Origin of the sequence: Uliginosibacterium sp. sgz301328 (assembly GCF_041807905.1) — a bacterium.
Classification (GTDB): Bacteria; Pseudomonadota; Gammaproteobacteria; order Burkholderiales; family Rhodocyclaceae; genus JBGVSA01.
In genome coordinates this window covers 27,184-49,295 of the sequence record NZ_JBGVSA010000022.1, presented here as the reverse complement: position 1 = coordinate 49,295, position 22,112 = coordinate 27,184, and the positions used below count along the sequence as shown (strand labels likewise).

The following is a 22,112-nucleotide window of genomic DNA, read 5'->3' as shown; positions in this document are numbered from 1 at the left end:
GTGTTCGCGGGGGCCGGGGCGGGCAGGGCCCGCCCCAGATGGTCAGGATGTGGCTTTCGCGGCCTTGGCCATGCGGCCCGTGCGCGATGCGCCGTAGCCGAGCGCCAGCGCGATGAACCACAGCGGTGTGATGAACAGTGCCAGGCGCGTGTCCTCCTTGAGTGCCAGCAGTGCCAGCACGAAGACGAAGAAGGCCAGGCATACCCAGCACATCGCCACGCCACCCGGCATCTTGTACTTGGATGCGGCGTGCAGGGCGGGGCGGTTCTTGCGATAGGCCATGTACGACAGCAGGATGATCGACCACACGAACATGAAACAGATCGCCGAGATGGTGGTGACCAGCGTGAAGGCGGCCATCACGTTCGGTTCGATGTAGATGAGCACCACGCCGCCGAGCAGGCAGATGCACGAGAACACCAGGCCGCGTGCCGGCACTGCGCGGCGCGACAGCTTGGCGAAATTCTGCGGCGCGTCGCCTTCTTGCGCCAGGCCGTAGAGCATGCGGCTGGTGGAGAAGATGCCGCTGTTGGCCGACGATGCTGCCGAAGTCATGACCACGAAGTTGATGACGCCAGCGGCGGCCGGCAGGCCGGCGAGCATGAAGAGTTCGACAAACGGGCTCTTGTCGGCGTGAACGCTGCTCCACGGCGTGACGCACATGATGGTGAGGAGCGCCAGCACGTAGAACATGATGATGCGGATGGGGATCGAGTTGATTGCCTTGGGCAGAGTTTTTTCCGGGTCCCTGGTTTCGGCGGCCGCCGCGCCTACGAGTTCGATGCCGACGAAAGCGAACACCGCTATCTGGAAGCCGGCGAAGAAGCCCATTACCCCCTTGGGGAACATCCCGCCATCCGCCCACAGGTGCGTGAAGGACGCGCGCACGCCGGAGGGCGACGTGAAGTGGGTGCCGACCATGTAGATACCGATGAAGATCAGGCACACGATGGCGATGATCTTGATCATCGCGAACCAGAATTCCATCTCGCCGAAGAGCTTGACCGTGGCGAGGTTCAGGCTGAGCAGCAGGCCGACGCACATCAGCGCGGGTATCCACTGCGGCAGATCGGGTAGCCAGAATTGCGCGTAGCCGGCGATGGCGACGACGTCGGCGATGCCGGTGACGACCCAGCAGAACCAATAAGTCCAGCCCGTGAAGAAGCCCGCCCACGGCCCAAGCAGGTCGGCGGCGAAGTCACTGAAGGATTTGTACTGCAGGTTCGACAGCAGCAACTCGCCCATCGCGCGCATCACGAAGAACAGCATGAAGCCGATGATCATGTATACGAAGATGATCGACGGGCCGGCCAGGCTGATGGTCTTGCCCGAACCCATGAAGAGGCCGGTGCCGATGGCGCCGCCGATGGCGATGAGCTGGATGTGTCGGTTGCTGAGGTTGCGCTTGAGGTGCTCTTCCCCGTCTTGCTGTATTTGTTGAGTCACTGTCGTCCTCGCGTGATGCGTGATGTGGTGTCGCCCGCAACCTCAGGGCTGGTGTCTCGCTGAATCTTGGTTTGGTACGGCGAGGGCAGAAATATTCGGGGTGGCTATCAGAATAAATACCGAGTTGCGTCAAATTATCTTCAAATTACGCGACAACTCTTCTTGCTTTTGCACTCTGTAACGCGATGAGGTACGCCACTCATGTTCGGCCGGCCCTGTGGCGCAGGTAATCGGCGACCGCTCCGGCCTGTCCGGTGAATTCGATGCGGGCCCGCCGCGCTTCGCGCTGGTAGGCATACATCGGGTCGTAGTAGTCGGCCAGCATCCGCGCTATCCACGCGCGATGGAGGTCTACCTCGCCGGTTTCGCGCTGTCGGGCCAGTGCGTCGTCCATGAGGCCGAGCAGTTGCCGATGGCGGTCGCCACCCAGGCGCGTGGCGATGTTGTGCAGGCTCTGGCGCAGGCGATCGGCGAATGGATCGAAGGCTGCTTCGCCATGCAGGGCGGCGAATTCGGCGTGCAATCCGACGATGTAGTCGCGCAGGATGCGATCGACGCGCGCGTCGAAATCGTCTTCGAGCCACACGATCGGGTATTGGCCCATGCCGACGATCAGGGTGTGCGGGACGGAGCACGAGCCGACTGCGCGGCCCTCGTCTTCCAGCACGAACTGCTCATGCCCGGAGGCGCGCTTGCGCACGATGTCGATGGCCAGGCGGTTTTCAAAATCGATCTGCGTCGGCTGCGGCGTGGCGTGCTTGCCAAACGCGGAGCCGCGATGGTGCGCGTGGCCTTCCAGGTCCAACGCGTTGGGCAATGCGGCCAGTACGTCCGTCTTGCCTGTGCCGGTCAGGCCGCCGATCAGCACGAAATCACATTCCTTGACGGCGCGTTCGGTCTCGTCGATGAGGAACGTGCGCATGGCCTTGTAGCCGTCATGTACGCGCGGATACGCAATGCCGGCTTCGGCCTTCAGCCATTCCTGCACGATCTGCGAGCGCAGTCCGCCGCGAGCGCAATACAGGTAGCCTTCCGGGTGGCGCTGTGCGAAATCGGCCCAGGCGGCGATGCGTGCAGCCTTGGTATCGCCTGCGACGAGTTGATGGCCCAGCGCGATGGCCGCCTGTTGCCCGCGTTGCTTGTAACAGGTCCCGACGCGTTCGCGTTCGGCGTCGCTCATGAGCGGCAGGTTAACCGTGTTCGGGAAGGCGCCCTTCGCGTATTCGACCGGCGCGCGCGTATCCATCATGGGCACGCCGGACAGGAACAGCGCGCGATAGTCGGCGGTGTCCTCGCGCATCAAAACACTTCCACTGCGTACGTCCCTTTTTCCACCAGTTCGCCGATCGGCGTCAGCCACAGGCCGGCAGCCTGCGCGACGGCCAGGAACTCGGTTTCGCCTGCCGGCGTGACCGCCACCAGCAGTCCCCCGCTGGTCTGCGGATCGCAGAGCAGGGCGCGCTGTGCATCGGTGAGTTCGGCCACACGATGGCCATAGCTGTCGAAGTTGCGTTGCGTGCCGCCGGGCACACATCCTTCGGCAATGTAGTGTTCCACGCGATCGAGACGCGGCACGCGATCGTAGTCGAGTCGAGCGGTCAGGCCGCTGCCGTCGGCCATCTCGATGAGGTGGCCGAGCAGGCCGAAGCCCGTGACATCGGTCAGCGCGGTGACCTGCGGCAACTTGCCGAGGGCGGCACCGAAGGTGTTGAGCCGGCACATCCAGTCGCGCGCGACGCCCACGTCTTCGGGCAGCAGTTTCGATTTTTTCTCTGCCGTGGTGAGCACGCCGATGCCCAGCGGCTTGGTCAGATAGAGCCGGCTGCCTTCAGCGGCGGTGTCGTTGCGCTTGAGGTTCTGTTTGTCGACGATACCGGTGACGGCCAGCCCGAAAATCGGCTCCGGCGCATCGATGGAATGTCCGCCAGCCAGGGGAATGCCCGCCGCTTCGCAGGCTGCGCGGCCTCCTGCGACGACTTCGCGGGCGACTTCGGGCGGCAGCACATTGACGGGCCAGCCCAGGATGGCGATGGCCATGAGCGGACTGCCGCCCATGGCGTAGATGTCGCTGATGGCGTTGGTGGCGGCGATGCGTCCGAAATCGAATGGGTCGTCGACGATGGGCATGAAGAAGTCCGTCGTCGATACCACGCCGCGCTCTTCGTCCAGCGCATAGACGGCCGCATCGTCGCGCGAGGCGTTGCCGACCCACAGCCGCGGATCGAGATGCTGCGCGCCGCTGCCGGCGAGGATCACTTCGAGCACCTTGGGGGAAATCTTGCAGCCGCAGCCTGCGCCGTGGCTGTACTGCGTGAGGCGGATCGGGGATTGCGTCATGATGGGGCGGAAGAAAACTGCGAGACCACTATCGTAGCAAAGCCCTCTGGCGCGGGCCTCATCCACGTCACGTTGCGGGAAAACCCGCTGCCCGCTGTGGCGCGACCCCTGCTATAGAATGCGCGAGGCCACACAGGGAGAGTGAAGAGCCACATGCCAACGGCAAAGAGCACGACAACAGACAAGGCCGCACCGAAAAAGGTCGCCGCGCAGAAGAAGACCGTCGGCCGCACGTCGGCCCCTTCGCGCACCAACGACCCCGAAGGCACGATGCGCGACATCATCGCGGTGGCCACGCGCGAGTTTTCGCAAAAGGGTCTGGCGGGCGCGCGTATCGACGAGATCGCCGAGCTGACCAAGGCCAGCAAGCGGATGATCTATTACTACTTCGGCAGCAAGGAGAATCTCTACCTTGCCGTGCTGGAGGAAGCCTACCGCCGCATCCGCAGCATCGAAAGCGGACTTCACCTCGAAGACCTGCCGCCCGTGGATGCGCTGCGCAAACTGGTGAGTTTCACCTTCGACTACCAGCTTGCCAACCCGGACTTCATCCGTCTGGTGATGACGGAGAACATCAACAACGGGCAGTTCATTGCACAGTCCAAGACCATCCAGCAACTGAACGTGCCGGCGATCGTGGCCGTTCATGACGTCTACGAGCGCGGCGTGGCGGCGGGTGTTTTCCGGCCCAACATCGATCCGCTCGACCTGCACCTGCTGATCAGTTCGTTGTGCTTTTTCAATGTGTCGAACCGGCACACGTTCTCGATCATTTTCAAGCGCGACATTTCTTCGCCCAAAGAGCTGGAAAAGCGGCGCGCCAGCATCGTCGAGATGGTCGTTCGATACGTCGAGGCCTGATGCCACGCTGAACGAAATCGCGCAAATCTGCGCGATTACCGAACAACAAGGGGGTGTCAGCGGGGAAGTACGCGTATTCCATTACTTCAAAAACGAACTAGTTCGTACATTCTGCAAAAAACGACTCGGCGGCTGAATCCGGACCGCACGGGCGAATGACCCAAGGAGACAGAGAGATGGATCGTTTGATCGCGGGCTACTGCCGCCTGCTCAACGCCGTGTCCGCCATATTCCTGGCGATCATGGTGGTGTTGGTCTTCGGTAACGTGGTTCTGCGTTACGCATTCAATTCCGGCATATCGACCTCCGACGAGGTTTCGCGCTGGTTGTTCGTGTGGGTCACTTTCCTCGGCGCCACCGCAGCGCTGCGCGATCACGCTCACCTCGGCACCGACGTGCTGGTGGGGCGCCTGCCACGCGGCGGCAAGAAATTCTGTTTGTTCGTCGGCCACCTGTTGATGCTGTACGTGAGCTGGCTGCTCTTCCAGGGGAGCCTGCAGCAGGCACGCATCAACTGGGATGTGTCTGCGCCGACTACCGGCGCATCGGTGGCGATCTTCTACGCCTCGGGCGTGGTGTTCGCGGTGAGCGCCGCGATCATCCTGGTGCTGGACCTCATCAAGCTGATGACCAATCGCCTGTCCGACGAGCAACTCGTGATGGTGCAGGAATCCGAAGAGGTGCCGCCGACGGCCTCGCATGGTTCCGGCGACGCGCCCGTCGTCTTCGCCTCGCACGGCAAGGCCTGAGGAGCACGCCATGACGATCGCGGTCTTCCTCGGTTCGCTGCTTGGCACGATGGCGCTGGGCGTGCCCATCGCGTTTGCGTTGCTGCTGTGCGGCGTCGCGCTGATGGTGCATCTGGACATGTTCGATGCGCAGATCCTCGCGCAGAACGTCATCAACGGTGCAGACAGCTTCCCGCTGCTGGCCGTGCCGTTCTTCATCCTCGCCGGCGAGATCATGAACGTCGGCGGCCTGTCGCGTCGCATCGTCAATCTGGCGATGGCCCTGGTGGGGCACGTGCCGGGTGGCCTGGGCTACGTTGCCATCATCGCGGCGTGCCTGCTCGCCGCTCTTTCCGGTTCGGCCGTGGCCGACGCTGCCGCGCTTGCAGCGCTGCTGCTGCCGATGATGACTGCCGCCGGGCACGACAAGGCGCGTTCGGCGGGGCTCGTTGCTGCGGCCGGCGTGATCGGTCCGGTCATTCCGCCGAGCATTGGCTTCATCGTGTTCGGTGTCGCCGCCAACGTGTCGATCTCGAAGTTGTTCCTCGCCGGCATCGTCCCGGGCCTGCTGATGGGCCTGTCGCTGTGGGTCACGTGGTGGCTGGTGGCGCGCAAGGAGCAGACGCAGATTCCGCCGCGCAAGACGCGCGCCGAGGTGATGCGTACGCTGCGTGAATCGCTGTGGGCGCTCATGCTGCCGATCATCATCCTCGTGGGCCTGCGCATGGGAGTCTTCACGCCGACCGAGGCCGCCGTGGTGGCAGCGGTCTATGCGCTGACCGTGTCGGTACTGGTGTACCGCGAAATCAGCCTGCGCCAGATCATGGAGGTGTTCGTGGTCGCCGCGCGCACCAGCGCCATCGTCATGTTCCTGGTGGCGGCCTCGCTGGTGTCGGCATGGCTCATCACGGTGGCCGACCTGCCGTCGAAGGTGATCGATCTGCTGCAGCCTTTCCTCGACAACCCGACGATGCTGATGATCGCGATCATGGTGCTGGTGATGGTCGTGGGCACGGCGATGGACATGACGCCGACGATCCTGATCCTGACGCCGGTGCTCATGCCGGTCATCAAGGCCGCCGGTATCGATCCGGTCTACTTCGGCGTGCTGTTCATCATCAACAACTCGATCGGCCTGATCACGCCGCCGGTGGGCACGGTACTCAACGTGGTGGCGGGGGTCGGCAAGGTCACCATGGACGACGTCACCAAGGGCGTGCTGCCTTTCATGATCGCCGAGTTCCTCATCATGTTCGTGATGGTGATCTTCCCGTCGATCGTCACGGTTCCCATGCGCTGGTTCTTCTAGTCACACGCATTCAACGGGGCCGCCGATCCGGTGCGCGCGGCGGTCCGCACATCATCAAAACGCGCGCATCGATTCCCACGGAGGAGGCGGCAATGAAGATCATCAAGGCAATGTGCTTCGGCATGGCGGTGGCGGGGCTGCTGCAATTGGGCGTGGCCCACGCACAGGTGCGCGAGCACACCATCAAGTTTGCGTTCCAGAACCAGAAAGAACACCCGCAAGGCCAGGGCGCGCAGAAGTTCGCCGATCTGGTGGCGCAGAAGAGCGGCAACAAGATTGCGGTCAAGCTCTTCGCTGGCGGCACGCTGGGCGGCGATCTGCAGACCGTGTCCGCGCTGCAGGGCGGGACCGTCGAGATGACGGTGCTCAACGCCGGTCTGCTGTCGGGGCTGGTGAAGGAGTTCGCCGCGCTCGATCTGCCGTTTCTCTTCAACAACCCGCAAGAAGCCGACGCCGTCATCGATGGCCCGTTCGGGAAGAAACTGTTCGACAAGCTGCCGGAGAAAAGCCTCGTCGGCCTGGGCTACTGGGACCTCGGCTTTCGCAGCGTGACCAACAACAAACGCCCGATCACCAAGGTCGAAGACATGGAGGGCATCAAGCTGCGCGTGCTGCAGTCGCCGGTGTACATCGACATGTTCAACGCGCTGGGCGCCAACGCCGTGCCGATGCCGTTCCCCGAGGTCTACACCGCGCTCGAACAACACGCGGTCGACGGACAGGAGAACCCGGCGACGACGATCCTCGCCTCCAAGTTCTACGAAGTGCAGAAGTACTTTTCGATCACGCGCCACATCTACAACCCGCAAGCGCTGATCGTCAGCAAGAAGCTATGGGACCAGCTCAACGCCGATGAACGCAAGATCATCGTCAACGCTGCCAACGAGGCCACTGCGTTCCAGCGCAAGCTGTCGCGCGATTCGGACCAGTCCGCCATCGACGCGCTCAAGAAGAACGGCATGCAGGTCAATGAAGTGTCGGCCGCCGAGATGGCGCGTTTCCGCGACAAGGTGAAGCCGGTCGTGGCCAAGGCCGCGCAGACCATCGGCGAAGCCTCCGTCAGCGAACTGAACGCCGAGATCGCCAAGGCTCGCAAGAAATAACCCGACGCAGGCCGATCATGAGTGAAACCATGACAAACGAATCGAGCGTCGCGGCGCCGGGCGTCGAGACGCCCAAGCTCCTGGTCGGCCTCATCGGCGCGGGCATCCAGCGCTCGCTGACGCCGCGCCTGCATGAAGAAGAGGCCCGCTGGCATGGGCTTCGGCTGCACTATCAGCTCATCGATCTGGACACCGGCGCGGGCGACGTCGCCCGCCTGCCGGCGCTGGTCGATGCCGCGCGCTATATCGGCTTTGCCGGCCTGAACATCACCTACCCGTGCAAGCAGGCCGTCATCCCGCTGCTGGATGCCTTGTCGGACGACGCCCGCGAGCTGGGTGCGGTCAATACCGTGGTGTGCCGGGGCATGCACCTGACCGGCCACAACACCGACTGGTCGGGTTTTGCCACGGCATTCAAGCGTGCGCTACCGAATGTGCCGCTGGGGCGCGTGGTCCTGCTCGGCGCGGGCGGAGCGGGGGCCGCGGTGGCCCATGCGGCGCTACGCATGGGCGTGGCGCACCTGATCATTGTCGACCGCGATGCAGCACGCGCTGAAGCACTTGCCCAGTCGTTGCAGCGTTTGTACGGCGCGCAGCGCGTGGAAGCCAATACCGATGTGGCCGATGCGCTGGGAGCGGCGGACGGTCTCATTCACGCGACACCCACCGGCATGGACAAATGCCCGGGTCTGCCGCTGCCCGCCGAACTGATCAACCCGTCGCTATGGGTATCGGACATCGTGTATTTCCCCATCGAAACCGAGCTGCTGCGCATCGCGCGTGCACGCGGCTGCCGCACTGTCGACGGTGGCGGCATGGCGGTGTGGCAGGCGGTGGGCGCATTCGAGTTGTTCACTGGCATCAAGCCCGACGCGGCACGCATGGAGGCGCATTTCCGCCGCATGCTGGCGCAAGGGGCGGTTGCCGCTGCGTAGGAGCATCACATGCATCGCTCAATCGCCACGGTGTCGTTGTCCGGCATGCTGCGCCAGAAGCTCGAGGCCATTGCCACAGCGCGCTTCGACGGTGTCGAAATCTTCGAAAACGACCTGCTGCAGTTCTCCGGCACGCCGTCCGACGTACGCCGCATCGCCGAAGACCTGGGGCTGTCGATCGACCTGTTCCAACCCTTCCGCGACTTTGAAGGCGTCAGCCCCGCGCAGTTGCTGCGCAACATCGACCGCGCTGAACGCAAGTTCGACCTCATGCACGAACTGGGCGCGCCGATGGTACTGGTGTGCTCGAACGCGCAGCCGGACGCCTCCGGCGATATGGATCTGATCGCCGAGCAGATGCACATGCTCGCCGAACGTGCCGGTAAGCGTGGCCTGCGCGTGGGCTTCGAAGCGCTGGCGTGGGGCACGCACATCAATCGCTTCTCTCAGGCATGGTCGATCGTCGAACGCGTGGCCCACCCGCACTTCGGGCTCATTCTCGATAGCTTCCATACCCTGGCGCTGCGAGACGACTATCTTCCGATCGCCAAAATCCCTGGCGAAAAGATCTTCTTCGTGCAACTGGCCGACGCGCCCTGGGTGAATACCGACGTGCTTTCGCACAGCCGTCATTACCGATGCTTTCCGGGGCAGGGGCAGTTTGACGTCGACAAATTTACCCGCGTCGTCCTGCAATCGGGCTATGCGGGGCCGCTTTCGCTTGAGATCTTCAACGACGACCTGCGCGCCGCACCTGCGCGCGCCTCGGCCACTGATGCCATGCGCTCGCTGTTGTGGCTGGAAGACCGCGTGCTGCATCTGCCGCCGATTGGCGAAGCTGCGCCAGCAACGCCGACCGTGCATCGTGTGCCGCTCATCGATCTGCCGCCGGCTCCCGAATTGCAGGGCTGGTCGTTCATCGAGTTCGCCGCCGACCGTGCCACCGCGGATCGGCTACGCGCATTCCTGTCGGTGATCGGGTTCCGCAAGATCGGCCGCCATCGCTCCAAGCAGGTCGAGCTGTTCGGGTTGGGAGATGTGCGGGTCGTGCTCAACCTGGAAGAAGACTCTTTCGCGCGCTCGTATTTCGAGATGCACGGCACCTCGGCCTGCGCGGTGGCCTTGTCCACGAGCGACGCGGTGGCCGCGCTGGCGCGCGCCGAAGCATTGGGCTGCACGCGCGTGGCAGGGCGTATCGGGCCGAACGAACTGACCATTCCCGCCGTGCGCGCGCCGGATGGCAGCCTGGTGTATTTCTTCGACGTGCACAAGGGTGGCACGCATGGGTTCGAGGCGGACTTCATTCTCGACATTGCGCCGGACGAAGGTGTCGCCCAAGGCGCGCGCATCGATCACATCTCGCAGGTCGTGCCGCTCGGCGGGCTCGACACATGGGTGCTTTTCTATCGCTCGGTGCTCGGACTGGAAGCCGTTTCCAGCGCAGTCATGAACGATCCGTTCGGCGTCATCCGCAGTCGTGCCATGGAATCCGCCGACAAGGCGGTGCGTTACTCGCTCAACGTATCCGATCGGCATAACACTGCGGCTGGCCGTTCGGTGTCGGTGTTCGGCGGCGCGGGTGTGCATCACATCGCCATCGCCGTGTCGGACGTCCTGCGTTGCGCAAAGACCTTGCTCGAAGCCGGCACGCCAATGCTGGAAGTGCCCGACAACTACTACGACGACCTCGCCGCGCGCTACGACCTCGCGCCCGAGTTGCTCGACCAGATGCGCAGTTACAACGTGCTCTACGATCGCAATGCGCAGGGGGAATTTCTGCACGTCTACACCGTGCCGTTCGACAACCGCTTCTTCTTTGAATTCATCGAACGCCGTGGCGCGTACGACCAATACGGCGCGGTCAACGCGCCGATGCGGCTGGCGGCGCTGGCGCAGTGGAGGGCGGAGAACGAGGTGATGTGAAGCTTTCCGTCTGTGTGTGAAGGGCTGCAATCGCGGCTCTTTTTTGGTTGGTCGCGCGTCCGGCTGAGTCCTGCGTTGGCATCGATGTCAATTGCGTATAATGCCCCCTCCAGCTTTCGCACCGTCCCGCCGCGCATGTCGTCCGAGAGAATCCGCGTTGTTTGTTGGTGGGGCGTTATTGCGTCGTCTGCCCTTCTGCTCGTCATCCTGATGCTGCCGTATCTGCGCAACGGATTCTGGTTCGACGATTCGCTCAACAGCCAGACCTGGGGCGCCATGAATCGCTTCCACGAAAACGTCTGGTGGTTTTCGGGGCGCGTGGCTTATGTCTGGTTTACTGAATACGGCCGAGTATTGCTCGGCTGGCCGCTGGCCTACGGGTTCTACTATTACATCCACGATGCCTTGCTGGCGCGCTGCCTTGACGTTGGGCTGCTGCTCATCCATGTCGGCGTGACCGTCGTGCTTCTTCGCAGGCTGGGGGTGGGGCAGCGCTTGGTCGCGTTCTTTCTGCTGCTTCTTTTTCCGCTCTTCCAGATACGCAATAGCGATGACCCCATCGCGGCGTACATTACCTTCTGCCATGTGCTTGGCATCATGCTGACCCTGGCGCTGTTGGGATTGCAGAAGTGGCGCGAAACCGACTCGCCCGGCTGGTTGATCGCCTCTTCGCTGTTGGCGACGCTGTCGATGCTGTGTTACGAGCTCAATGCGATCTATGTGCCGATTGCGTTGGCGGCCGTATGGGCATCGAAGCGCGTTTCGCCTCGCAATCTACTGGTGATCCTCGTGCCCTTCGCGTGCTTCGTGGCAGCCAATCTGTTCGCCAAACACATGGCAACCAACATCTACGGCGGCTCACAGTTCGGCCAGGTTTCTGCCATCCCCCCAACATACCTGAAGCAGTTCGTCGCAGCCTTTCCCGGGAGCTTCTATGCCTTGGACGGCCACAATCAATTGTCCCCAGCGGCGCTTGTCAGACTGGCGGCCGGCAGTTGGCTGGCGTGGGCGATTGCAGTCGTGTGGGCGGCATTGTTCCTTGTGACGTCGCGGACGACTGCAATGCAGCGCTGGCCCCGCGAGGCGGTTTTCGGTGCTGCGCTCCTGCTGTTCATCCCGCCCGCACTGATCGCAATTTCGGCCAAATACCAGGCGAGTCTCTCCTGGGGGGCGGCCCACATTCCGGTTTATTACGAGTATTTCGGTCTGGCTTTCATCGGCGCGGCCTTGCTCGATCGCACCATTCCGCCAGCGGCGCGCCGACTCGGGATTGCAGTGGCTCTTCCGCTGGCGCTCTACGCGTCGTTGAACTGGGTCATGAACATGCAGCAGTCAGTCCGTCTCGATGCCTTCTACCGCGCCCCGCGCGATTCGCTTGTGGCGGCGCTGCGAAACGGTTTGATGAACGAGGTCCGGGATGGCGACATTGTCCACATTGAGAACTTGCCGATCTTCATTAACGGAAACCTGATCTATCAGGCTATCCAGAAGAACGTCTCCGTCCCGAACGAAACCGCGATCGCGGGATGGTTCGAGTCGCCGCCGCGAGCGGACGCGCGTGAGTTCCGCCTGACGCGCAGCGTGGGCGATGGCAATCAATGGGCGGTGGAGCGCGTGGCGGAGTAGGCGTGCTCGCCTGGTGGACAGAACAAAGGCCGCGAAAGCGGCCTTTGTCGTTGCTCGAGCGGTAGCGATCAGTCGTTGAAGAAATCGCGCACCTTGTCCATCCAGCTCTTGGCGCGCGGGTTTTGGCCCGCATTGCTTTGGCTGATGGTGTCGAACTCGCGCAGGATTTCTTTCTGCCGATCGGTCAGGTGCACCGGCGTTTCGACCACGACGTGACACATCAGGTCGCCGTGGCCGGAGCCGCGGACGTTCTTGATCCCCTTGCCGCGCAGGCGGAAGACCTTGCCGGTCTGCGTCTCGGCCGGGATCTTGATCGCGGCCACGCCATCGAGCGTGGGGATCTGGATTTCGCCGCCGAGTGCCGATGTGGCGAAGCTGATCGGCATTTCGCAATGCAGATCGTCGCCATCGCGCTCGAAGACCGCATGCTTGCGCACGTGGATTTCGACGTACAGGTCGCCCGCGGGGCCGCCATTGACGCCCGCTTCGCCGTGGCCGGCATGACGCAGGCGCATGCCGTCGTCGATACCGGCGGGGATTTTCACTTCCAGCGTCTTCTGCTTCTTCACGCGCCCCGCGCCGCCGCAGGTCTTGCACGGATCGGAGATGACCGTTCCGCTGCCGTGGCACTTGGGGCAGGTCTGCTGCACCGAGAAGAAACCCTGCTGCATGCGCACCTGGCCGGCGCCGCCGCAGGTGGTACAGGTCTTGGGTTGCGTACCCGGCTTGGCGCCCGAGCCGTGGCAGGTCTCGCACTCTTCGAGGACGGGAATGCGGATGGTCTTTTCGACGCCGCGAGCGGCTTCCTCGAGCGAAATCTCGAGGTTGTAGCGCAGGTCAGCTCCGCGATAGACGCGCGGACCGCCGCCGCCACCGCCACCACCACGGCCGCCGAAGATTTCGTCGAAGATGCCGCCGAAAGCATCGGCGAAACCTTCGAAGCCCTGGCCGCCCGCGCCGAAGCCACCGGGGCCGCCCGCCATCGAAGGATCGACGCCGGCATGACCGTAACGGTCATAGGCCGCGCGCTTCTGTTCGTCGGAGAGGACTTCGTAGGCTTCCTTGGCTTCCTTGAATTTCTCTTCGGCGTCCTTCGAGTCCGGATTGCGGTCCGGGTGGTACTTCATGGCCAGCTTGCGGTAGGCCTTCTTGATGTCTTCGTCCGAAGTGTCGCGATTGACACCGAGGACTTCGTAGTAATCCCGTTTTGCCATCTGTTGTTGTCCTCAGCACAAAGGCGCAAAGGGCGCGCGATGAAGCTCCGCGACCTTTGCGCCCGTGCGTTGTCTTGCCAGGTATTACTTGTTGTCTTTCACTTCCGTGAATTCAGCATCCACGACGTTGTCATCGGCCGGCTTGGCTTCTTCAGCGGCAGCTTCCGGCGCAGCACCCGCTGCCTGTTGCTGGGCGTACATCGTTTCGCCCAGTTTCTGGCTGGCGGTTGCCAGGGCCTGTGCCTTGGCTTCGATTTCAGCCTTGCCGTTGCCCTTGATGGCCTCTTCGGCGTCCTTCAGGGCCGCTTCGATCTTGGCCTTTTCCGCGCCGTCGATCTTGTCGCCGTGCTCGACCAGCGCCTTCTTGGTCGTGTGGATCAGCGCATCGGCCTGGTTGCGGGCGTCGATCAGTTCGTGCTGGCGCTTGTCTTCTTCGGCGTGAGAGGCCGCGTCATTGACCATGCGTTGCACTTCATCATCCGACAGGCCCGAGTTGGCCTTGATGGTGATCTTGTTTTCCTTGTTGGTGGCCTTGTCCTTGGCCGACACGTGCAGGATGCCGTTGGCGTCGATGTCGAAGGTCACTTCGATCTGCGGCGTGCCGCGCGGTGCGGGCGGAATGCCTTCCAGGTTGAATTCGCCCAGCGACTTGTTGCCGGCCGCCATTTCGCGTTCGCCCTGATAGACCTTGATCGTCACCGCCGGCTGGTTGTCGTCGGCCGTCGAGAACACCTGCGAGTGCTTGGTCGGGATCGTGGTGTTGCGCTTGATCATGGGCGTCATCACGCCGCCGAGCGTCTCGATGCCCAGCGTCAGCGGGCTCACGTCCAGCAGCAGCACGTCCTTGACTTCACCTTGCAGCACACCACCTTGCACGGCAGCGCCCACGGCCACGGCTTCGTCCGGGTTCACGTCGCGGCGCGGTTCCTTGCCGAAGAACTCCTTGACCTTGTCCTGCACCTTCGGCATGCGGGTCTGGCCGCCGACGAGGATCACGTCGTCGATGTCCGAGACCTTCAGGCCGGCGTCCTTGATGGCCTTGCGGCACGGCTCGATGGTGCGTTCGATCAGCTCTTCGACCAGCGACTCGAGCTTGGCGCGCGTCAGCTTCATGGTCAGGTGGGCGGGTACGCCATTGGCCATGGTGATGTACGGCTCGTTCACTTCGGTCTGCTGCGACGAGGACAGTTCGATCTTGGCGCGTTCGGCCGACGCCTTGATACGTTGCAGGGCGATCGCGTCCTTGGACAGGTCGATGCCGTTCTGCTTCTTGAATTCTTCGACGATGTAGTCGATCAGGCGCTGGTCGAAGTCTTCGCCACCCAGGAAGGTGTCGCCATTGGTGGCCAGCACTTCGAACTGCTTGTCGCCATCGACGTCGGCGATTTCGATGATCGAGATGTCGAAGGTACCGCCGCCGAGGTCGAATACAGCGATCTTCTGGTCCTTCTTGCCGCCCTTGTCGAGGCCGTATGCGAGTGCCGCAGCCGTCGGCTCGTTGATGATGCGCTTGACTTCAAGACCGGCGATGCGGCCGGCATCCTTGGTAGCCTGACGCTGGCTGTCGTTGAAGTAAGCCGGCACGGTGATGACGGCCTCGGTGACTTCTTCACCCAGGTAGTCTTCGGCGGTCTTCTTCATTTTGCGCAGCACGTCGGCGGAAATCTGCGGCGGGGCCATCTTCTTGTTGCGCACTTCCACCCAAGCGTCGCCGTTGTCGGCCTTGACGATGGAGTAGGGCATCAGGCTGATGTCCTTCTGCACTTCTTTCTCTTCAAAGCGGCGGCCGATCAGGCGCTTGACCGCGAAGAGGGTGTTCTTGGCGTTGGTGACCGCCTGGCGCTTGGCCGGTGCGCCGACCAGCACTTCGCCGTCTTCCATGTACGCGACGATGGATGGCGTGGTGCGCGCGCCTTCGGCGTTTTCGATGACCTTGGGCTGGCCGCCTTCCATGATGGCCACGCAGCTATTGGTGGTGCCCAGGTCAATCCCGATGATCTTGCCCATGTTCGTTTTCTCCTTTGTCGACGCCCCGTATCCCGGGTCCGTCCAGAATTTCGTGATGCTTTCTAAATGCGGCTGTGTCGCCCGACTTCAACCCCTTTGCGGGCCGTTTCCGCGAAAAACGCGCGAAATCGGGCGAAAAAAAGCGCGCGGCGGCGACTTACTGGCCGCTTTTGGCGACAGAGACCAGCGCCGGGCGCAGGATGCGGCCTTCCAGCGCGTAGCCCTTCTGGAAGACCTGCAGCACGGTGTTGGCCGGCTGGTCGGATTCCACGGCGCTCATGGCTTGGTGCTTGTGTGGGTCGAACTTCTCGCCGACCGGGTTTACTTCTTCCACGCCGCTCTTTTCGAAGGCGCGGGCAAGATTGCGCAGCGTCAGTTCCACGCCATCGCGCAGTGATTCGAGCGTGGCGTTATCGACGGCCAGGGTCTGTTCGAGGCTGTCCTTGACCGACAGGAGTTCGTTGGCGAACTTTTCGATGGCGAACTTGGCGGCCTTGGTGACGTCTTCCTGCGCGCGGCGGCGCATGTTTTCCGTCTCGGCCTTGGCGCGCAGCCAAGCGTCGTAGTGTTCGGATGCCTTCAGTTCCAGCTGACGCAGTTGTTCCTGCAGGCTGGGGATGATGTCGGGGCCATTGCCGACGGCGTCAGCCGTGGCGGGCGTCGCGTCCGTAGCCGGCGAAGCGCCGTCGGTCAGTTCCTGGGGCGCGAGCGAGTCTTGTTTGTCCTGCATGAAAAAGGCTCCCTGATAAGATTCAACAGCCTTAATGGGGGCGTCCCGCGCTGTTTCAAGAGCATTGGCCCTCTTTTTTTCGTCACGCCGATGCGGACGGAGGCCGTTGGTCCTGCAGGCTGGTTTTTGTCAGACTTATTCTCGAAATCGGTAAGATACGCGGTGCGCCGGGCTCGGCGCTATTCTTCAAATCGGTAGCAGGCGGGCAGAATAGGGACAATGGGCTCTTCCATTCCGGAGCGCATCGGCAAGTACAGGATCATCCGCGAAGTGGGCCGCGGGGCGACGGCGGTCGTCTATCTGGCCGAGAATCCCTATTACCCGCAGCCGGTTGCCCTCAAGCATGTGTCCTTCAAGGACCGGGGGCGCGACGAGGCCAAGTGGAATCGCCGGCTACTCAAGCTGCTGCGGGCCGAAGAGGCGGTGGCCAACAAGCTGGACCACCCCAACATCATCAAGATCTTCGAGGCCGTCATCGAGCAGGAAGAGGCCTACATCGTCATGGAGTACTTCCCGGGCAAGTCGCTCGAGGAATATTGCAGCTTCGAGCGGATGCTGCCGATCCACCGGACGGTGAGCATCATCTTCAAATGCTGCATGGCGCTGGACTACGCCTACCGCCAGGGCATCGTCCACCGCGACATCAAGCCAGCCAACATCCTGATCGATGACGACGACAACGTGAAGATCACGGACTTTGGGTTGGCGCTGAACATCAACAAGAAGAGCGACCAGGACTCGACCTTCATCATGGGCGTGGGCTCGCCGGCCTATATGTCGCCCGAACAGATCAAGAGCTATCCGCTCAACCAGAAGACCGATCTGTATTCGCTGGGCGTGGTGCTCTTCCATCTGCTCACGGGCCGCTTGCCGTTCCGTGCCAAGAATCCGGCACAACTGGTCTACAAGATCATCAACACCGATCCGCCCTCGGCCAGCCAGCTCAATCCGCTGGTCCCCGAGCAGATGGACGTGGTAATCCGCAAGTCGCTGGAGAAGGATCTCTACTCGCGCTACAAGAACGGCGCCGAGTTTGCGAAGGACCTGTCCGCGGTCCGCTACAAGATCTACGACGAAAAAGACCTCGTGCCGGACAGCACGCGTTTCGGTCAGATACGCCGGCTGCCGTTCTTCACGGAGTTCGATGACATCGAAATCTGGGAGGTCGTCCGCTTCTCGACCTGGCGAGTCGTCGAACCTTTGACGCAGATCATCCGCGAAGGGAGCACCGATCAGCGCTTCGGCATCGTGCTCGAAGGGGAACTGGAGCTGTCGATCGGCGGCCATAAGGCAGGGGTGATCCGGGCCGGCGAGTGTTTTGGCGAGTCGGCCTACCTGGACGAGCAGGATCATCTGCAGCACGTTTCAGTGATCAGCCTGACGCCGGTCCGCTACCTCGAGATCCAGCCCGCGGCCTTGATCCTGGCGTCGGAGGAGTGCCTCGCGCATTTCCGTTCGCGGCTCATTACGACCGTTGCGCGGCGTCTGTCCAATTGCGAACGGCAACTGGCGTTGCAGGGGGAGCCCGCGACGCGCGCAGTCAATGTCACGACCTCTGGCATCGAGCTGCAATTACTCGACAACTAATATTTTTGTTTCATTGCGACGTGAGCCCTAAAGTTTGCACAGTGATCGCCGAAAACCCTGATAGGGCCGAGGGCATCCTGGAAAAAATGCTGCGTCGGCACTCGCAACCTGTCAGGCGTTGGAGGAAGACGTGAGTCGGAGCAGTGTGTATGGAATCAGCCGTGTGGATAACGAACTAAGCCGCACACACGGTTGGCTGGTAACGATCCAGCGGCGCGGAGTGATTCACCGCAAGCATTTTTCGGACGGCGTATTCGGCGGCAAGACGCGCGCCTTCAACGCGGCCAAGGATTTTCGCGACGAAATCATCGCCAGGTACCCGCCGTTTTCGATGCGCGAGTACTCGAACATCGTCAAGAAGAACAACCGTTCAGGCGTAGTGGGCGTGTGCCGCTACTGCGCGTCGGAAACCCGCGACATGCCGGAAGACCGGCAGCGCTGGTTCTGGGTGGCCTCGTGGCCGCTGCCGGACGGTCGTCGCAAGCGCGTCAAGTTCTCGGTCAAGAAGTACGGCGAAGAAGGTGCGTTCAAGCAGGCGCTCAAGGCGCGCAAGGACGCGCTCAAGAAGCTCGAAGGCGAGTTCGATCCGGGTGCCGTGCGCCGCAAGCCGCGCCGCTCGCGTTCGATCGACAGCCGCAAGCTGGCCGCCTGATCTGCGACGGACTGCAAAAGCACAGCGCCGGAGGGCATGCCCTCACGGCGCTTTTTTCGTTGCTATCTGCGCTGGCGGGACGTTTTCAGTGCGCAAACAACGGCAGGCTCAAAAAGCCCTTCAGCACGACTGAATTGGCCAGGTCGATGAAAAACGCGCCCACCACCGGCACGAGAATGAAAGCCAGGTGCGCGGGGCCGAAACGGTTGGTGACGGTCTGCATGTTGGCGATGGCCGTCGGCGTGGCGCCGAGCCCGAACCCGCAATGGCCGGCGGCCAGCACCACGGCTTCGTAGTTGCGCCCCATGAAGCGATAGGTCACGAATACAGCCCACAGTGCCATCGCGATCGTCTGCACGATCAGCATGGCGAGAATCGGCAGCGCCAGATCGATGAGCTGCCACAGCTTGAGCGACATGAGCGCCATGGCGAGGAAGAGCGACAGGCAGGTATTGCCGATCACCGAAAGCGCGCGTTCTTCCATGTCATAGAACGGCGTGTGGGCAACGACATTGCCCACCAGCACACCGCTGAACATCACCCACACAAAGGTCGGCAGCGACCACGCCGTGCCGCTGGTGAGCTTTTCAAGCACGAAGCCGATCGACATGGCGCCAGCCAGCAGGAAGAGCTTTTCCACCAGCAGCTTGGTGGTGATGAGGAGCAGTTTTTCGGGCTTCTCGAAGGCGTTGTCCGGCTCCGCGCCTTGCTCGCCCGCCGTGGCGTCGCGCTTCGCCGCAGGCAGGCGGTCGATCAGGTAGTGCGCGACCGGGCCGCCGATCAGTCCGCCCAGCACCAGGCCGAAGGTGGCGCAGGCCATGGCGACTTCCAGTGCGCCGGAGAGCTGGTATTGCCGCGCGAAGACATCCGCCCACGCGGTGCCCGTGCCGTGGCCGCCGGACATCGTGATCGAGCCGCCCAGCAGGCCGAGCAGCGGATTCACGTCCAGTGCCAGCGCCACGCCGATGCCGAGCACGTTCTGCACGACCAGGAAGGCCGCCACGATCAGCAGGAAGCGCAACAACATGCGGCCGCCCGACAACACCATCTTGATGTTGGCGGCCAGCCCCACGGTGCAGAAGAACATGAGCATCAGCGGCGTCTGGAGCGCGGTGTTGAAGCTGACTTCGATGCCCATGGCACGCAGGACGGTCACCGCGAATGCCGCCACGAGTCCGCCCACGACGGGCTCGGGAATGTTGTAGGTGCGTAAGGGTGCGATGCACGCGATCAGCCCGCGGCCAAGCAGCAGGACCGCGGTCGCGACGAACAGGGATGGGAAAATATCGAGCTGTAGAGTCATGATCGGGGGATGGAGTGCGGCGGCCAGGCAGGATGGCCGCGGGTGGAAGGTCAGTGCCGGCGCTGCTGCGCCCGCCCTGGCGGGCCGTGCATGGTAGGGGCCGGAGCGCGCCGGCGCCTTGATTCATATCGTTCCTGGTGCGCCTGTCTTTGTGTCCAGGCGCGGCGCGGGTGTGCAGCACGGGCCCGCGATGCGCTACGCTCCAAGTCTTTTCCCGAGTCGAACCGCCCGCGTATGAACGACGATCAGTTGCTGCGGTATTCCCGCCATATCCTGCTGCCCGAAATCGACGTCGACGGGCAGTCCGCTTTGCTTGCCGCTCGCGCACTGGTGGTGGGGGCGGGAGGCCTTGGCTCGCCGGCCGCAATGTATCTGGCCAGCGCCGGCGTAGGGGAGATCGTGCTGTGCGATGGTGACACCGTCGACCTGACCAACCTGCAACGCCAGATCCTGCATACCGAGGCGTCGGTCGGCCGGCCGAAGGTCGATTCGGGCCGCGACACGCTATTGCGCCTGAACGGCGAGACACGCATCACGACGCTGGCGCATCGCCTGCAGGGCGACGAACTGGATGAGCAGGTCGCACAGGCCTCGGTCGTGCTCGATTGCTCGGACAACTTTGCCACGCGGCACGCCATCAACCGGGCCTGCGTTGCGCATCGCACGCCGCTGGTGTCGGGGGCGGCCATCCGCTTTGCCGGGCAGTTGTCGGTATTTGATCCACGCTCGCCCGACAATCCCTGCTACCACTGCCTTTTTCCGGAAGCGGACGACGTTGAAGAGGTGCGCTGCGCTGTCATGGGGGTTTTTGCGCCGCTGACCGGCATCGTCGGCAGCATGCAGGCGGCCGAAGCGCTCAAGGTCATCGCCGGATTCGGTTCGCCGCTGGTGGGGCGACTCCTGCTGGTGGATGGGCTGGGAGGGGAGATGCGGACTGTGCGATACGGCCGAGATCCTTCGTGCCCGGTGTGCGGCGAGGGACGTTCGGCTGCACAGCAAGAATAATCTGAATTAATTCTCGTAATAATTTTATCGAATTTGATAAAGAACATTCGGAGATTTACTTACAAATACGTCAGGCATCGTGAATTTACGTTGTAAAGGTTTGAATATGGTCAGAAATTAACGTTTGACTTACAAAGCGCAATGAATAGCCGTGTAAGAATAATTGGCAAATTTAATGAATTTGTCAGCCGTATCCGGCCTCGTTTTGGGCGGAACGGAAAAAGGGAGTCACGGCTATGCAAGACATTCTCATCATCTGCGGCACGCGCCCGGAAATCGTTAAGCTCGCGCCGCTCTACCATGCCCTGTGCGCCCAATCGTGGGCTCGCGTCCAGTGGCTGCACACCGGCCAGCATGGCGACATGGCCGACCAGATCCTGGCGTGCTTCGACATCATTCCGGATATTTCACTGACCCGTCGCGGCTCCAGCCTGTCCGAATTCAGCCTGGGGTGCCGTGAGCAGCTCGAAGCCGTCATGACGAGCCGACAATGGTCACTCGTCATCGTGCAAGGCGACACTGAAAGCGCATTCCTCGGCGCACTCGTCGGCTTCTATCACCGCGTGCCGGTCGCTCATATCGAAGCGGGACTGCGTACCTATAACCCGGATCGTCCTTTCCCCGAAGAAGGCTTGCGCCAGATGATCGGCCGTGTGGCGCGCTTTCACTTCGCGCCCACCGAACGCGCTCGTCAGGCTTTGTTGAGCGAGGCCATCCGCTCGGATCAGATCGCTCTGAGCGGCAACACGGTGGTCGATGCGCAGCAATGGAGCATTGCCCACCATGGCATCCGCCGCACCATGCAAGGGCGCGGCCATCTGCTGGTGACGGTCCATCGGCGCGAGAACTGGGGCAATGAAGTGGAGCAGATCTGCCACGCCATCGCCGATATCGCGCGCGCGCATCCCGAACTGCCGGTGCTGTTTCCGGTGCACCTCAATCCGATGATCCAGGCGCCGGTGCACGCGATCCTCGGCGATCTGCCCAACGTGCAACTCACCACGCCGCTCGACTACCTGCACATGCAGCAGGCATTGGTCGATGCGTGGCTGGTGCTGACCGATTCCGGCGGCCTGCAAGAAGAGGCGCCGACCTTCGGCGTGCCGCTGCTCGTGCTGCGCGAAGAAACCGAACGCCCCGAGGCCGTCGAAGCCGGTTGCGCGCGCCTCGTCGGCACGGCACGACAGGCGGTTGTGGACGCGGTGGAACAACTGTGGAGCGACGACGTGGCCTATCGCCGCATGCAGCGCGCGGGCAATCCGTTCGGCGACGGCACGGCCTGCCAGGTCATCGCCCATACGCTGCGCGAGACCCTGTCCCGCCCGATCCCCGCCTGCGCCTGAAGG

General features: G+C 62.7%; 18 protein-coding genes. 11 read left to right on the top strand and 7 right to left on the bottom strand.

The features are described 5' to 3' along the window. Positions 1-42: 42 nt before the first annotated feature. The 3 genes from cycA to selD all read right to left on the bottom strand — a co-directional run bounded on the left by cycA (position 43) and on the right by selD (position 3,783). Positions 43-1,446: a D-serine/D-alanine/glycine transporter gene (gene cycA / locus ACDA63_RS15755; RefSeq protein ID WP_373664234.1), complete on the bottom strand. Its 1,404-nt coding sequence runs from the start codon at positions 1,444-1,446 to the stop codon at positions 43-45. Positions 1,447-1,645: 199 nt separating this feature from the next. After that, positions 1,646-2,746: a tRNA 2-selenouridine(34) synthase MnmH gene (mnmH, locus tag ACDA63_RS15750; RefSeq protein WP_373664233.1), complete on the bottom strand. Its 1,101-nt coding sequence runs from the start codon at positions 2,744-2,746 to the stop codon at positions 1,646-1,648. Continuing rightward, positions 2,746-3,783 (bottom strand): selenide, water dikinase SelD, encoded by a 1,038-nt coding sequence (gene selD, locus ACDA63_RS15745; RefSeq protein ID WP_373664232.1) that lies wholly within the window; start codon positions 3,781-3,783, stop codon positions 2,746-2,748. Before selD ends, mnmH begins: the two co-directional genes overlap by 1 nt. 153 nt (positions 3,784-3,936) lie before the next feature. Here selD and ACDA63_RS15740 point away from each other — a divergent pair, with 153 nt between their 5' ends. From ACDA63_RS15740 to ACDA63_RS15710, 7 genes are all read left to right on the top strand, one after another. After that, complete coding sequence (locus ACDA63_RS15740) at positions 3,937-4,644, top strand: TetR/AcrR family transcriptional regulator (RefSeq protein ID WP_373664231.1); 708 nt, start codon at positions 3,937-3,939, stop codon at positions 4,642-4,644. 176 nt (positions 4,645-4,820) lie between these two features. Continuing rightward, positions 4,821-5,393 carry a TRAP transporter small permease gene (locus ACDA63_RS15735; RefSeq protein WP_373664230.1) on the top strand — a complete coding sequence of 191 codons (573 nt, stop codon included), beginning with the start codon at positions 4,821-4,823 and terminating at the stop codon, positions 5,391-5,393. A gap of 10 nt (positions 5,394-5,403) precedes the next feature. Then, positions 5,404-6,681, top strand: coding sequence for a TRAP transporter large permease subunit (locus ACDA63_RS15730; protein ID WP_373664229.1), 1,278 nt, complete (start codon positions 5,404-5,406; stop codon positions 6,679-6,681). A 92-nt stretch (positions 6,682-6,773) separates the two neighbouring features. After that, entirely contained in the window at positions 6,774-7,784 is a 1,011-nt protein-coding gene (locus tag ACDA63_RS15725; protein WP_373664228.1) for a TRAP transporter substrate-binding protein, read from the top strand. A 29-nt stretch (positions 7,785-7,813) separates the two neighbouring features. Next, entirely contained in the window at positions 7,814-8,719 is a 906-nt protein-coding gene (locus ACDA63_RS15720; RefSeq protein WP_373664227.1) for a shikimate dehydrogenase, read from the top strand. 9 nt (positions 8,720-8,728) lie between these two features. Continuing rightward, complete coding sequence (locus ACDA63_RS15715; RefSeq protein WP_373664226.1) at positions 8,729-10,642, top strand: bifunctional sugar phosphate isomerase/epimerase/4-hydroxyphenylpyruvate dioxygenase family protein; 1,914 nt, start codon at positions 8,729-8,731, stop codon at positions 10,640-10,642. 75 nt (positions 10,643-10,717) lie between these two features. Beyond that, entirely contained in the window at positions 10,718-12,268 is a 1,551-nt protein-coding gene (locus ACDA63_RS15710; protein ID WP_373664225.1) for a hypothetical protein, read from the top strand. A gap of 68 nt (positions 12,269-12,336) precedes the next feature. On the opposite strand, the gene dnaJ is transcribed toward ACDA63_RS15710, so the two are convergent. The 3 genes from dnaJ to grpE all read right to left on the bottom strand — a co-directional run bounded on the left by dnaJ (position 12,337) and on the right by grpE (position 16,219). Further along, complete coding sequence (gene dnaJ, locus ACDA63_RS15705) at positions 12,337-13,482, bottom strand: molecular chaperone DnaJ (protein ID WP_373664224.1); 1,146 nt, start codon at positions 13,480-13,482, stop codon at positions 12,337-12,339. An 84-nt stretch (positions 13,483-13,566) separates the two neighbouring features. Beyond that, complete coding sequence (gene dnaK, locus ACDA63_RS15700; RefSeq protein WP_373664223.1) at positions 13,567-15,489, bottom strand: molecular chaperone DnaK; 1,923 nt, start codon at positions 15,487-15,489, stop codon at positions 13,567-13,569. A 157-nt stretch (positions 15,490-15,646) separates the two neighbouring features. Continuing rightward, positions 15,647-16,219 (bottom strand): nucleotide exchange factor GrpE, encoded by a 573-nt coding sequence (grpE, locus tag ACDA63_RS15695; protein ID WP_373664222.1) that lies wholly within the window; start codon positions 16,217-16,219, stop codon positions 15,647-15,649. 219 nt (positions 16,220-16,438) lie between these two features. Between grpE and ACDA63_RS15690 the strand changes: the two genes are divergently transcribed. Further along, positions 16,439-17,806 carry a protein kinase gene (locus ACDA63_RS15690; RefSeq protein WP_373664221.1) on the top strand — a complete coding sequence of 456 codons (1,368 nt, stop codon included), beginning with the start codon at positions 16,439-16,441 and terminating at the stop codon, positions 17,804-17,806. Between the two features lie 163 nt (positions 17,807-17,969). Then, positions 17,970-18,458, top strand: coding sequence for an AP2 domain-containing protein (locus tag ACDA63_RS15685; protein ID WP_373664220.1), 489 nt, complete (start codon positions 17,970-17,972; stop codon positions 18,456-18,458). Positions 18,459-18,543: 85 nt separating this feature from the next. Here ACDA63_RS15685 and gltS read toward each other — a convergent pair whose 3' ends face one another. Further along, positions 18,544-19,761 carry a sodium/glutamate symporter gene (gene gltS / locus ACDA63_RS15680; RefSeq protein WP_373664219.1) on the bottom strand — a complete coding sequence of 406 codons (1,218 nt, stop codon included), beginning with the start codon at positions 19,759-19,761 and terminating at the stop codon, positions 18,544-18,546. A 234-nt stretch (positions 19,762-19,995) separates the two neighbouring features. Between gltS and ACDA63_RS15675 the strand changes: the two genes are divergently transcribed. Then, the gene (locus ACDA63_RS15675) at positions 19,996-20,766 is read left to right on the top strand and encodes a ThiF family adenylyltransferase (protein ID WP_373664218.1); all 771 of its coding nucleotides are present in this window, start codon (positions 19,996-19,998) and stop codon (positions 20,764-20,766) included. Positions 20,767-21,002: 236 nt separating this feature from the next. Further along, positions 21,003-22,109: a non-hydrolyzing UDP-N-acetylglucosamine 2-epimerase gene (wecB, locus tag ACDA63_RS15670; protein ID WP_373664217.1), complete on the top strand. Its 1,107-nt coding sequence runs from the start codon at positions 21,003-21,005 to the stop codon at positions 22,107-22,109. Positions 22,110-22,112 lie beyond the last annotated feature (3 nt).